This is a genomic window from Nostoc sp. (assembly GCF_036919595.1).
Lineage (GTDB): Bacteria > Cyanobacteriota > Cyanobacteriia > Cyanobacteriales > Nostocaceae > Nostoc.
The window spans coordinates 35,350-47,472 of the sequence record NZ_JBALCO010000121.1; the positions used below are offsets into that span (position 1 = coordinate 35,350).

The following is a 12,123-nucleotide window of genomic DNA, read 5'->3' on the forward strand; positions in this document are numbered from 1 at the left end:
CTTTTTTTAAGCAAATAAACCACGGCTTAGGATAGCACAGTTAGCTGTGCTATCCTACAAAAATTTATTCCCCGATCGCTTCGCCCCATTCCTTAATTACAGAAAATAGTGATGAGTAATCATCATCAGCAAATGACATTTTCACGGCTGTTTGCAAGATTTGCCGCACACCTTTAATACTGCTGAGATCCAAACTCTGAAATTTTGCTTCAGAGATAAACAATTCTGTATCTTTAAGCAAGTGTTTTGTGGGAAAATTCGGATCAGCATAATTGCCATCCAACATCCGTTGTAGCTTCTTATCAAAAGTAGGTGCGTAGAGTGAACTGTCGCGCAATATTTGCATAAACACATCCACATCGACACCCTGACGCTGGACAAAAGCTAAACTCAGAGCAAAGCTAGCTGTTAGGGAAGCTATTAGTTGATTTAGTGCCAATTTGAGCGCCGCCGCAGATCCCACAGGGCCTATAAGTAAAGGTTCTGTCCCAAAATTTTGGAGTAACTTTAAATGGCGTTGATATTGTTCTACCTCTGCCCCTACCATAACACTCAACTTGCCAGCTTTTGCTTCCGGGATACTCCCTAATACGGGTGCTTCTAAATATTCACCACCACCCCCAACAACTGCATCTCTAATTTCCTGGCTTTCTGTGGGAGTAATTGTTCCCATTTGGATGATAGTGCGCCCTTTCAAAGTTTGCCAAGCAGTATCTGAAAGCAGCACATTATAAATGGCCGGGGCATTAGTAAGCATGAGGATTATGCACTCAGCAGCACGAATGGCGTGGCGGGGATGTGTGACAATTTCAGCCCCAGCTGCTTGCAGTGGCGCTAATTTTTCTGGGGTGCGATTGTAGGCAAGTAGCTGTATATCTGCGGCTAATAACCTTTGAGCCATTGGTAGTCCCATTAGTCCAGTTCCCAGAAATGCCACCTTCATTTTTCACGTTCCTTTAATACAGCGTCACAGCCCATCGTGGACATCGCCTTTGCATTGTTTGATTCAAATTAGTTGGGAAGTAGTTACTTAAGACTTAAGATACAATCTCAAATCCCAGTTTCCTACTCCTCACTTTCTATTCTCTAACTCTGGCAATCAACCACCAGCGGCAAAAGTCACCATAATTATCACTGAAAGTAAAATACCAGGGGTAAGTAGTGTTGCTAACATTAGCAGGTCATGAGTGGACATAATTATTACTTTGATAGTGTTTAACTTTACAGTAATCACTGTTATGCTAGTCTAAATCAGACTGACAATGCATTCTTAAATAGAGTTTTAACTTTTCTTTCTTTACGTTTACTGTGGCAAGGTCAATCCTTTTAGTGGTTGAAAAATTTCTGTCTTGTTTAGACCTTTGCTCTGAACTAAGACTCCAAAACCGCCCAGTCCTGTGGGATCTACAAGTTGGTGTAGTGCGTCCCGGCGCTGTAGTAACTGTGAGAGGGGTTGCTGTTGATCAGAAACGGCAGCAATGCGATCGCCTAACCCCAACGCCATCAAAAATAATCCTTGCTGGATAAAACCAACATTCTTTAAATTGCACTTCTCACCCCAGCGTTCCAAAGCCGTAAAGTCAACATGGGCAGTGATATCTTGTCGCCCAATATTAATATAGGGGTTGTCATGGAAACGGTGATGGTAATAGCACTGTAGCGTTCCTTGCGATCGCCTGGGATTATAGTAACGACTGGCGGGGTAGCCATAATCAATTGTTAACACATATCCGCGCTGCAAGCGGTCTGCTACTATACTCAACCAGTCTAGAGCAGCTAAATTAATTTCACTGCGGTAACAATCTGGGTATACACTTTGGGCAAAGTCGATTTCCACTAAATCCAAATATTTAGCCAGTTGGGGCACTGAAAGTTCTCCTGTGACTTCCACAAATGATGGGTATGGGGCATTGGTTTCTTTCTCATTCTTGTCTGTTGTCACATAAATTTCTCGGAGTTCTCCTGTTTCTAGGATGAATTGATGCACGGGGAACGCATCTACTAACTCATTAGAAAAAAAGCAGCCAGCGATCGCATTAGATGGTATATCCTCTAGATTGCACCAACGCACGGGGAAATCTTGCAAGCGTTGCTGCTGTTCTTGTCTTAAAGTTGGGGACTTCTCAATAATGATGTATTCCAGTGCAGTAAAAAAATCTGGATAGCGTAGCTGATGATATTTGAGGATATGCAATGCTAGCAGTCCTTGACCTGCTCCCATTTCTACCAGAGAAAAGGGTACAGGTTTTCCTAGAATCTCCCACATCTGCAAAAATTGTTCTGCTAGTAACTCGCCAAAGTCAGCACAGAGGTTACCAGAGGTGAAAAAATCACCACCTTGAAAGCCAATTTTGACTGCATCGCTGGAATAGTAGCCATGTTCAGCGTGGTATAATACCATCTCCATGAATTGGGCAAAAGTAATTCGCTGCTGGCGACTGGTGGTAATGTGATTTGCGATCGCTGCACACAGCGCTGGATTGGAATCCATAGGAAGGTCAAGAGTTAAGAGTTATGAATTCAATTTAACTTCTAAGTCTTCAACAGACAGTTTTACCCGTGACTTTCTCTATATTGACTGAATCACAAGCATGGGAAAGCTATCTTGACTAAATTCAATTGTAAGAATTCACCCACTCACCAACGATACAAGTACGCCATTAGGATCGCGGACACGAACAATAGTGTGTCCCCCAGGCTGAGTTCTAGGGGCATCTAGTGTTTTTGCGCCTGCCCCGATCGCTCTCATATAAGCGCTGCCAACATCAGGTGTGATAAATGATATCTGGATTAATGTCGGTGGTTGTGTGGCGTCGTTGGCATGGAAGCCGTTAGGAAATAATTTATGTGCCTCGCTACTGGAGGAGAAAGCTAGTGTGGTTACCTGAGTTATCTAAATGCCGACTTAGTTCTGTGCATCTGGGATTTTTAATTGTCAGGTATATTTGCGGATTTCTTTATCAAAATGCCTAATTTATTTATCGAAATACCTGATTGCTTTCTCAAAATACTGAAATGCTTTTTCAAAACAAGCATTTGCTTCCTCAAAACAAGCTTTTACTTTCTCATTTTGGTGTTTTCCGCAAGCAAAACAAGCATTTGTTTTCTCAAAACAAGCTTTTACTTTCTCATTTCAGTGTTTTCCGCAAGCAAAAACTTGTTTTGCTTTCTCATTTTGGTGTTTTCCGTAAGCAAAACAAGCTTTTACTTATTCAAACCCAAGTTTGCTTTCTCATTTCAGTATTTTACGCAAGGCGTAGGTTGGGTTTAGGAACGAAACCCAACAATATCAAGGCTTTGTTGGTGTTATATGAGTAAAAAATTTTTCCAGCCAGATTAGTGAATAGTGCAAGACAAGAGACGCGATAAATCGCCGTCTGTACAATAATCAGTCCTTCGTAGAGACGGCGATTTATCGCGTCTTCAAAAATTATAAAAAAAAGAGCAGTTGCATTACAATGCAACTGCTCTAAAAAACTACTTGGATGGATATTTTCTACCTATCTACAGATCCCATGATTACGTCAACACTGCCGAGAATCACCACGATATCTGCAACCTTCATTCCGCGCAGTAAATGTGGGACAATTTGGAGGTTGTTGAAGTCCGCTGCGCGAATTTTCCACCGTGCAGGAAAGACATTATCCTCCCCAACTAAATAAATTCCCAATTCACCTTTGCCACTTTCTACACGGGAGTAGATTTCACCCTTAGGAATCTTGAAAGTGGGGGAAACTTTTTTGCCGATGAATTGGTAATCAAATGCGTCCCACTCTGATTTTTTACCTGCGGCTAAACGCTTGGCTTCCAGATTTTCGTAAGGGCCGCCAGGAAGTCCTTTAATTGCTTGACGAATAATCTTCACAGATTCGCGCATTTCCCGCATCCGCACCACGTAACGGGCAAAGCAATCACCGGCAGTTTCCCACTGTACGTCCCAGTCAAAATCGTCGTAGCATTCGTAATGGTCAACTTTCCGCAGATCCCATTGCACGCCAGATGCGCGTAACATTGGGCCAGAAAGTCCCCAGTTAATTGCTTCTTCACGGGTGATAGTGCCAAGACCCTCAACACGTCGCCGGAAGATAGGGTTATCGGTTACTAAGCGTTCGTACTCATCAACTTTGGGTATTAAGTAGTCGCAGAATTCCAGACACTTATCTACCCAACCATAGGGCAAATCGGCTGCTACTCCACCAACGCGGAAGTAGTTGTTATTCACCATCCGATAGCCTGTGGCGGCTTCCCACAAATCATAAATCATCTCCCGTTCCCGAAACTGGTAGAAGAAGGGAGTTTGAGCGCCCACGTCAGCTAGGAAGGGGCCAAACCACAGTAAGTGGTTAGCGATGCGGTTCAACTCCAGCATGATGACGCGGATGTAGCTAGCACGTTTGGGGACAGCGACACCTGCAAGCTTTTCTGGGGCGTTGACAGTGACGGCTTCGTTGAACATTCCCGCAGCGTAGTCCCAGCGACTGACGTAGGGGACATACATTACATTAGTGCGGTTCTCTGCAATTTTTTCCATTCCCCGGTGCAGGTAGCCGATGACTGGTTCACAGTCAACGACATCCTCGCCATCCAGAGTCATGATTAGCCGCAGAACCCCGTGCATTGAGGGGTGGTGTGGCCCCATGTTTAGCACCATCGGTTCAGTGCGGGTTTCTAGTCTGGTCATAGATTTCGTGTTCTCCCGTTGTGTTCGTGTAGCGTGCCAAAGCCAAAATTTTGAATTGAACCGCCAAAATGCCAACCAGACCCGATTTATTTAGTCTGCCAAGCCAAAATCGAGCTTGCAGGAGCAATACTCTCAGGAAAACTGCCTTTGGGGCGTCTAGATGTATTGCTCATACAGGGGTATGTTGGAGAAGGGGTGACAGAGGAGGGATTTTACTTGATGTTTAATTTTGTTGCACTTCTTCAATTATTATATGGAAGCTCGATTTCAGGGAGTTGAGGCGCAGGAATTTTTTCATGTGCCAGTTTTGGGTGGGCAGGTAATTGAGGGTTTGGCGGTGCGTCCGGGCGGGCATTATTTAGATGTGACGGTAGGCGGTGGTGGTCACAGTCGCCTGATATTAGAATCTGCTGCGGATGTGCGGTTAACGGCAGTTGACCAAGATGAGGAGGCTTTAGCAGCCGCAAAGAAGAATTTAGCTGAATATGGCGATCGCGTACAATTTATTTATAGCAATTTTGCTGACTACGAGTTTACCCCTAACACTTTCGATGGTATCTTAGCCGATTTGGGGGTGAGTTCTTACCATTTAGATCAGCCGGAACGGGGTTTCAGCTTTCGCCACGCCGCGAACTTGGATATGCGAATGGATCGAGGGCGATCGCTAACTGCTGCTGATGTGATCAATAATTGGGATGAAGCGGATTTAGCAGATATTTTCTTTAAGTACGGTGAGGAAAGATTATCGCGGCGCATTGCGAGACGCATTGTCGAACGCCGGCCGCTGCACACGACTGTTGAATTGGCTCTTGCGATCGCTTCTTCAGTTCCCCCGAAATACCGTTATGGGAGAATTCACCCCGCTACCCGTGTTTTTCAAGCTCTGCGAATTGTCGTCAACGACGAGTTAAAATCCCTAGAAACCTTTTTGGATAAAGCACCAAATGCCCTTGTCCCTGGTGGCAGAATTGCGATTATCAGTTTTCACAGCTTAGAAGACCGCCCGGTGAAGCATAGTTTAAGAAATTCACCTTTGTTAAAAGTCCTGACAAAAAAGCCGATTATTGCCCAAGAAGAGGAAATTGAGAGGAATATGCGATCGCGATCGGCCAAAATGAGGATAGCCCAAAAGCTGGTGTAACTGCAATGCAGCGTTAAACTGCTCCATCTCCTGGCTCAGAACTGCTGCGAATACGCTCAATGAACTTAGGATAATTTTCTAAATCTTGTTCTGACTGTAATGGTGGCATTTCAATCCAATTACTTTCAACATGCAGCTTATCCACATAAGCGTAGAAGGCTTCCTGATCTTCCCGATGAACAAGAACGTAATCATGTAACTCTTTCTGACTCATTGCATGAAAGTTAGGCTTGCTCATCCTATATATAGGACTCATATCTGATTTTTGAATAAGATTTCAGATCAAACCGCGATCAAACAAAGGGGCTTTTCAGTCTCAGTATGTTTTCAGAAATCAAATCGGAGTCCTATATCTCCATTTACCATTAGGGTATATCTCTATAATATTTTCCTCATATGCCAAGAAGTTTTATCAATTAATTTTACCAATCCAGCAATACTCTAGGGAAAAATACGATTAAAAAAATATTTTTTCTTCAGATAAATTAACTTTTTTAAATTTTATTTTATAATTAATTCGACTTAATGTAATATCTAAGCAATTTATAGCTGCTAATTATCACTAAAGAACTGTTTTCGTCTTCATAACAAGATATTCAAATATATGTCAAATCCAGAATCAGCATATACCATTGAGGTTCTTGAAAAAGGTAGTTATTCTAAAGTACCTGGCTATTATGTAAAAAGTACTGCAACTATTAATGTTGAAGATCCACCTGAACCTCAACAGCATAATTATAGTGTAGATATAAAGAAAATTGCTGAGTATCTCATTAATAGCGATCAACCGGAATTAGTCTTCCATATACATGGCTATGCTAATTCTGAAGAAGATGCTAAAAACCGCTATAATAAAGCCTGCAAATATGCCAATTCACAAGATTCAGGACTGACACCTGACAATCGCAATTGTGTATTTATTGGCTATCGCTGGCCTACTGAAAATCCTTTAGTTCAAACTGGAAATTCCTTAGAATCACTACCAAGTTTAATTGTGGGAATATTAATTACTTCCCTTGTATTTAGTTTAATAGCTATTATATTAACACTCTGGACAAATACTGCATCGAATTTTATTTTAACATCTCTGTTAATTATTATCCTTGCATCTGGGCTTGGACTTTGGATAACACACATAGCAAAAGCAACAGATTCTTTACGCATCATCCCGAATGGATTATTATTGGTTTTTTTTGCTTGGTTGTTTGGTGCAATTTTCAGTCTATTTGTCAAAAATCCTTATCCGTGGCTAATATTTGTCATCGTTTTCTTCATATTGTTGGTCGGTATAATTTTAGCACTAATCATCCTCCGTGTGACATCTTACCCTCGCGATCGCTTTCGGGCTAGTAATTATGGTGTACTAGATTTAGTAGCATTCTTCCAAGATTTACAAAAGGAAATAGAAATATTAGATAAATCTCACAATAATAAAAATAGGGAAAACTTTAGAATAAAAGTATCATTTATTGCTCATAGCTTAGGTTGTGAAGTAGCAACTCAGACGATTCGTATTCTCTCTGATGTATTTGACCCTGACGCACTTATTCATAAACCTTCTTCTAAAATTGGTAATGTATTTAAACTAGGAAGATTGGTGCTTGTTGCACCAGATATTCCTGTGGAATCGATTTTAACTTCTAGGGCTAATTTTCTTAAATCTTCGTTGACGCGTTGTGAAGAAGCCTATATATTTTCTAACGAAGCTGATTTAGCATTACGCTTGGCTTCACCCGCTGCTAATTACTTTAGTTTTCCAACTAAAACTAGGGATAGAGGATATAAATTAGGTAACGTAACTGTTGATAATAAAAAATCGTTACCAAAAGATTATGGTATAGTGAATTGTCAGAATGCCGATTTTACTAACCCTACTCCTCCTTCTGAATATCTGGAAATCCGAGCATCCTCAAACGAGCGTAAGAGTTTACATTGCCTGAATAATAACGTTCTACTTCACGAGAAGGCTATTGCAGACTCTTTTACATATTTTGATTGCACTGATTATACTGATTGCACTGATACAGAAAGATCAAAGAGAGGAATTCTCAGTTTCTCCAAGAAACAATCTGCTCTCAATTTTTGGGACTATGTTCAATTGTGTGGAGCGTACTTTTTTAGATTTCCCAGGTATATCAACGTACATGGAGGATACTTGGAGGGCGAATTTTGTCAACTCCTAATTAATGAACTTGCTTTTCTTGGTTATAAGGGACTACTTAAGAGATATTCAGATTCTATACACCAACAGACAGGCTCAAATCAGTCTGATGAATTGTTACTTAATTCAAAATTTTCTGAAGATTGTAAAAGCAAATATATCCAAGTTCTGCTTGCAACTCGTAAAACTCCGTTTGCTCAAGGCGAATCCGCAAAAGGATAAATCCAAACAATTCGCATAACTTGAAAATGTATAACTTTGGCTTTCCTCCAGATGGAACCCATGAGAGAATTTATCATCAGGTCTATTGCAGTCCCGCCGCATCAGATATCAGCCCTGCTATCATACTGTTACATAACTAACACTAAAACCCAATCACCGAAACAGCTTTCGCTTCTGCGTCTAGTGTGACCTCTAGATAACGTTGCAACGTATCCAAGTCGCTATTCAGAGATTTTTTGAATAGTTCGGCAAAACAAGGTGGTGTCAGCCCCTTCTCTGCGAGACGCTACGCGAACGGGGAAGTCAAAAGTCAAAGGTTAAAAGTCAAACATTTTGAACCCCATAAATAAATTTAGGCGATGCACAGAGCTTGCCCGCTCGCTAGCCGAAGTGAGCTTGTACCTTTTTCTTTATATGTCAGAGGTGCTACAGCTTTATCGCCTTGATAATGTAATTAGTGCTGTGCCTAGCAGATGAAGCGGAACTGGGTAATATAAATTAGTAATCGGTAATTGGGATTAGTTTACTACTTGTTACCGATTTTGCTCTCCAATTTTCAACTCTAATAGTGTTCTAAAATAACGAATAGCTTTTTTCGCTAAAGTTTTTGAGGGAATACTCTATGACTATTTGGGTAAATGAGCAAATTGATCCGTCTGGAATGATTCATGCCTGTATTGCCACTTGTAATGAATCTCAAGCCAAAGATTGTCATAATTCCTTTGAGAATAATTTGACCGAGACGCAAAAGGCAGCCGGTTGGGTAGCGCAATTGCGGACAGTCGATTCTTGGGATGAAGTACCGGTGAATTCTTTAAAACTCAATTAATTAGGTGCATGGAAAGTATGCTGCATCGGTTAGCCATTTCCTAGCAGACAAGATTAGCTTTGTATTTTCAGCTTGTCTTTGGGCAAACTCCGACGCGCTTTGCCTCACAAGATGCCTGTTTAGTCCTGCTTTGCTGACAGTTAAACCATTTTGGTTTGAGATGCAAATCGTCTGAGATGGAGGTCATTTTTGGGGATTTTGCTCGAACATATTTCAGGTGGGTAGGCGTAGCCCGTCATAGGCATCGCTTGTCTACCACACGCTGCACTTATGCCAATACTTACAGCGATCGCAGCAAATCCCATTAGAACAGGTTAATGAAGGATAAAATTCGGATTAAAATTATCAAATTATTAACAACTGCTTCCAAAAAAAGTAATATATTAGAGAAAATTGATAATTTTTTGGAACTTTTAAGAGTTATTATCTATACCGTAGATTAAATTAAAAAATTTGCCAAAACCGAACCAATTTAGTGAACTATCCCAGAGTTTACACTTCGGAGCAAGCCTGTCCCATTAATTTAGTTGACGAAAGGGGACAAGCGGTTCAAATTTCAACTCATGCTCCCAGTCAATATATCTGTGCCAACTGCGAACGGATATTACCAGATTGGAAACGACAGCCATTTTTACGAGTAGTGATTGTCTTACAGCAATCGCGTTATCAACTAGTCGAAAAGACAGCAGAAGTAGAGACAGAGAAAGAACGCTTGCGAGAAAAGTTTATGAGATTTGGCTGCGATTTATCATTTAATCTGCGCGATCGCGGCTATTTAACAGACCTAATCGACCCTCGTACAGGCTATCCTTTACTGTCTCATCCCGGAGCAATTCCACATGATGACACAGCAGTTGTCAAAGCTTTGCTCAACTATCCAGTGATTAAAAATCAATGCCGTATTCTAGTGCATCCCGACTGGGGTGCAGCAGTTTATCCTAGCATTTTGATATCAGAAGCTCCCCCAATTGCGATCGAATGGGTTACAAAAGGCATAGCAGCCATGCATGGGTGGAAAGAAATTGATTATTAGTCATTAGTGATTAGTCAATTGGTCATTGGTTATTTTTTTCTAATCTCCCTCATCCCTTCATATATATTGGAAATGAGGAGAAAATTGGTAAAGACTTTGCTAGGATACATGCACCTGTGGCAGGTATGGAAAAAATTAATCGGCGAGGGGATGCGATCGCTCATACAATGATTACCCACAAACCGATGGTGCGCTTTGCTTGGGGTTTGAGTACTGACACCCGCCTCAACCATCATCCCGAATCACCGCCTGGTGTGTCAGTTAGCTAATAGCAAGGTAGAAACTTTGATCCGCAGTGTCCCCAGCTTTATCTGCGAATTGAGCGACAAGTAATTTGGGGACTACCAGAGTATGAAGCAGCCCTGTTTACTGTTCGTACTTACTTTAGAGATTGTGGTGTAGTTAAAAAAGATCAAGTGTTTTGGTAATTAATTCTGCCTAAGTACTTATCAGTTATTATTCTTAGGTTTACGCAATTTATGAGAACCAATTGGGCCGAGAATTTGGTTAAGGTCACGCAACTGTTCGGCTGTACCCATGCCAATTAGCCGATCTCCTGACATTAAAACTGTATCACCAGTAGGGCCACCAATTAAAGTCCCATCAAGGCGGCGGATTGCCAGAACTAATGCCCCAGTTTGCGATCGCAATCTCGCTTTTTGTAAAGTTTGACCGACGAAGGGACAAAAAACCGGGTCGAGTAAAAATTCTTCCATATACAATTGGCGGTCTGCACCTGTCAAAATCCCGTCTACAAAGTCCAATACTTGCGGTCTGAGAGCCGCAGCAGCCATGCGCTTACCACCAGTAATATAGGGGGATATCACTTCATCTGCACCACCGCGTTGTAACTTCTGTAAAGCTTCTTCTGTACTTGCGCGGGCGATCGCTCGAATTCCTGTATTTAGTGTTTTTGCTGATAACACAATATATAAATTTTCGGCATCTGAAGGAAGTGCTGCAACGATACAAGTCGCTCTTTCAATACCAACTTTCAAAAGTGTGTCATCTAGGGTAGCGTCACCTTGGTATGCCGTGTAACCTTCCAACTGCGCCCTTTGTATAGATTCTATCTCCGAATCAATCACGACAAAAAGTACACCTTCTGCCCGAAATTCCTTGGCAATTTGACGACCAGTCCGACTAAATCCACAGATGATGTAATGTTCTGACAGGGATTCCATTAACCGCCTCTGCTGCTGTAGCCGAATTCCTTCTTGAAAGTAGCCTTGAATAATCGCTTCTGTAAATCTGTTGACAATGTAACCGATATTCACTACACCCAACAAAATCAGGGCAATTGTAAACAATCGTCCTCGGCTACCCAGCGGGTGGATCTCTCCATATCCCACAGTCGCTAAAGTGATGACTGTCATGTAAGCCGCGTCTTCCCATGACCAGCCCTCCACTAACCAGTACCACAAAGTGCCAATGACGAAAACACCGCCGAGAGCGATCGCCCCAGCCATTAACTCCTTTTGGATCCGTTGATATTTTTGCTCAAGTGTTGAGAATGACGTAACAATAGTACTTTTAGCCTACTTTTTTTAGTTTTCTACTAACTTTATAGCATTCGTCCTTTTTAGTACATTTAAACTATAAGTTATCTAAACTAATATAGGACTTACGCAATAACCTTCTAAAAGTCTTATTCCTTTGTGTCCTTTGCGTTCTTTGCGGTTCGTTTTTTCATGATTTTGCGTAAGTCCTGTAATAGTCCAAACTCAATACTTCTAATACCAATTCTCCGTAAACTTGTACTTAATGATTATTCCTTTTTGCATAAAAGCGTAGCGTTTTTAATGCATCCTGATGCATTGGCATTGCAGGGAGACGCATTAACAATGTGGCCGATGCATTAACATTGTATCGGGATATATTGGCATTGTATCGGGATGCATTGGCATTGCAGAGGGACGCATTAACAATGCATCTTGATGCATTGACATTGCAAGGGATTGCCAAATTTAATTTGCTACGAATTAATGAAATGCTGTACTTAGCTCGCTTGGAGTTTTCCCGCACACAGCAAGGGGAATTTCCTCATGTGTCTTAA

General features: G+C 41.5%; 13 protein-coding genes and 1 pseudogene. 8 read left to right on the forward strand and 6 right to left on the reverse strand.

Features of this window, described 5'->3' with window-relative positions:
* Nucleotides 1–64 precede the first annotated feature (64 nt).
* The 3 genes from V7K21_RS18355 to V7K21_RS18365 form a co-directional block, all read right to left on the reverse strand.
* Nucleotides 65–943, reverse strand: a complete 879-nt coding sequence (locus tag V7K21_RS18355; protein WP_335176609.1) for an NAD(P)-dependent oxidoreductase — start codon at nucleotides 941–943, stop codon at nucleotides 65–67.
* Between the two features lie 360 nt (nucleotides 944–1,303).
* Nucleotides 1,304–2,491 (reverse strand): class I SAM-dependent methyltransferase, encoded by a 1,188-nt coding sequence (locus V7K21_RS18360; protein ID WP_335176611.1) that lies wholly within the window; start codon nucleotides 2,489–2,491, stop codon nucleotides 1,304–1,306.
* 138 nt (nucleotides 2,492–2,629) lie between these two features.
* Nucleotides 2,630–2,893, reverse strand: coding sequence for a VOC family protein (locus tag V7K21_RS18365; RefSeq protein WP_335176656.1), 264 nt, complete (start codon nucleotides 2,891–2,893; stop codon nucleotides 2,630–2,632).
* A 101-nt stretch (nucleotides 2,894–2,994) separates the two neighbouring features.
* Between V7K21_RS18365 and V7K21_RS18370 the strand changes: the two genes are divergently transcribed.
* Nucleotides 2,995–3,318: a hypothetical protein gene (locus tag V7K21_RS18370; protein ID WP_335176613.1), complete on the forward strand. Its 324-nt coding sequence runs from the start codon at nucleotides 2,995–2,997 to the stop codon at nucleotides 3,316–3,318.
* Between the two features lie 178 nt (nucleotides 3,319–3,496).
* Here the strand turns inward: V7K21_RS18370 and V7K21_RS18375 are convergent, their stop codons facing one another.
* Nucleotides 3,497–4,681, reverse strand: a complete 1,185-nt coding sequence (locus V7K21_RS18375; protein WP_334813256.1) for an NAD(P)H-quinone oxidoreductase subunit H — start codon at nucleotides 4,679–4,681, stop codon at nucleotides 3,497–3,499.
* A gap of 253 nt (nucleotides 4,682–4,934) precedes the next feature.
* Here V7K21_RS18375 and rsmH point away from each other — a divergent pair, with 253 nt between their 5' ends.
* Nucleotides 4,935–5,822: a 16S rRNA (cytosine(1402)-N(4))-methyltransferase RsmH gene (rsmH, locus tag V7K21_RS18380; protein WP_335176615.1), complete on the forward strand. Its 888-nt coding sequence runs from the start codon at nucleotides 4,935–4,937 to the stop codon at nucleotides 5,820–5,822.
* 13 nt (nucleotides 5,823–5,835) lie between these two features.
* Here the strand turns inward: rsmH and V7K21_RS18385 are convergent, their stop codons facing one another.
* On the reverse strand, nucleotides 5,836–6,060 hold the full coding sequence (locus tag V7K21_RS18385; RefSeq protein WP_335176617.1) for a DUF6887 family protein: 225 nt from the start codon (nucleotides 6,058–6,060) through the stop codon (nucleotides 5,836–5,838).
* A gap of 366 nt (nucleotides 6,061–6,426) precedes the next feature.
* Here V7K21_RS18385 and V7K21_RS18390 point away from each other — a divergent pair, with 366 nt between their 5' ends.
* The 5 genes and pseudogenes from V7K21_RS18390 to V7K21_RS18410 all read left to right on the forward strand — a co-directional run bounded on the left by V7K21_RS18390 (nucleotide 6,427) and on the right by V7K21_RS18410 (nucleotide 10,495).
* Nucleotides 6,427–8,205: an alpha/beta hydrolase gene (locus tag V7K21_RS18390; protein ID WP_335176619.1), complete on the forward strand. Its 1,779-nt coding sequence runs from the start codon at nucleotides 6,427–6,429 to the stop codon at nucleotides 8,203–8,205.
* 622 nt (nucleotides 8,206–8,827) lie between these two features.
* On the forward strand, nucleotides 8,828–9,034 hold the full coding sequence (locus tag V7K21_RS18395; RefSeq protein WP_335176621.1) for a glycogen debranching protein: 207 nt from the start codon (nucleotides 8,828–8,830) through the stop codon (nucleotides 9,032–9,034).
* A gap of 176 nt (nucleotides 9,035–9,210) precedes the next feature.
* The gene (locus V7K21_RS18400; protein ID WP_335176623.1) at nucleotides 9,211–9,342 is read left to right on the forward strand and encodes a hypothetical protein; all 132 of its coding nucleotides are present in this window, start codon (nucleotides 9,211–9,213) and stop codon (nucleotides 9,340–9,342) included.
* 167 nt (nucleotides 9,343–9,509) lie between these two features.
* Nucleotides 9,510–10,067: a methylmalonic aciduria and homocystinuria type D protein gene (locus V7K21_RS18405; RefSeq protein ID WP_335176625.1), complete on the forward strand. Its 558-nt coding sequence runs from the start codon at nucleotides 9,510–9,512 to the stop codon at nucleotides 10,065–10,067.
* An 83-nt stretch (nucleotides 10,068–10,150) separates the two neighbouring features.
* Nucleotides 10,151–10,495, forward strand: a pseudogene (locus V7K21_RS18410) (heme-dependent oxidative N-demethylase subunit alpha family protein).
* Nucleotides 10,496–10,516: 21 nt separating this feature from the next.
* Here the strand turns inward: V7K21_RS18410 and V7K21_RS18415 are convergent.
* Complete coding sequence (locus V7K21_RS18415; RefSeq protein ID WP_335176627.1) at nucleotides 10,517–11,536, reverse strand: potassium channel family protein; 1,020 nt, start codon at nucleotides 11,534–11,536, stop codon at nucleotides 10,517–10,519.
* A 377-nt stretch (nucleotides 11,537–11,913) separates the two neighbouring features.
* On the opposite strand from V7K21_RS18415, the gene V7K21_RS18420 reads away from it, so the two are divergent.
* A complete protein-coding gene (locus tag V7K21_RS18420; protein ID WP_335176629.1) occupies nucleotides 11,914–12,123 on the forward strand; it encodes a hypothetical protein in 210 nt (69 codons plus the stop codon).

What these genes read in the sequence shown, in the direction of transcription:
- V7K21_RS18415 (WP_335176627.1), bottom strand. Translation starts at nt 11,536, where the DNA reads ATGGCTGGGGCGATCGCTCTCGGCGGTGTTTTCGTCATTGGCACTTTG.
- V7K21_RS18385 (WP_335176617.1), bottom strand. Translation starts at nt 6,060, where the DNA reads ATGAGCAAGCCTAACTTTCATGCAATGAGTCAGAAAGAGTTACATGAT.
- V7K21_RS18360 (WP_335176611.1), bottom strand. Translation starts at nt 2,491, where the DNA reads ATGGATTCCAATCCAGCGCTGTGTGCAGCGATCGCAAATCACATTACC.
- V7K21_RS18375 (WP_334813256.1), bottom strand. Translation starts at nt 4,681, where the DNA reads ATGACCAGACTAGAAACCCGCACTGAACCGATGGTGCTAAACATGGGG.
- V7K21_RS18395 (WP_335176621.1), top strand. Translation starts at nt 8,828, where the DNA reads ATGACTATTTGGGTAAATGAGCAAATTGATCCGTCTGGAATGATTCAT.
- V7K21_RS18390 (WP_335176619.1), top strand. Translation starts at nt 6,427, where the DNA reads ATGTCAAATCCAGAATCAGCATATACCATTGAGGTTCTTGAAAAAGGT.
- V7K21_RS18400 (WP_335176623.1), top strand. Translation starts at nt 9,211, where the DNA reads ATGGAGGTCATTTTTGGGGATTTTGCTCGAACATATTTCAGGTGGGTA.
- rsmH (WP_335176615.1), top strand. Translation starts at nt 4,935, where the DNA reads ATGGAAGCTCGATTTCAGGGAGTTGAGGCGCAGGAATTTTTTCATGTG.
- V7K21_RS18355 (WP_335176609.1), bottom strand. Translation starts at nt 943, where the DNA reads ATGAAGGTGGCATTTCTGGGAACTGGACTAATGGGACTACCAATGGCT.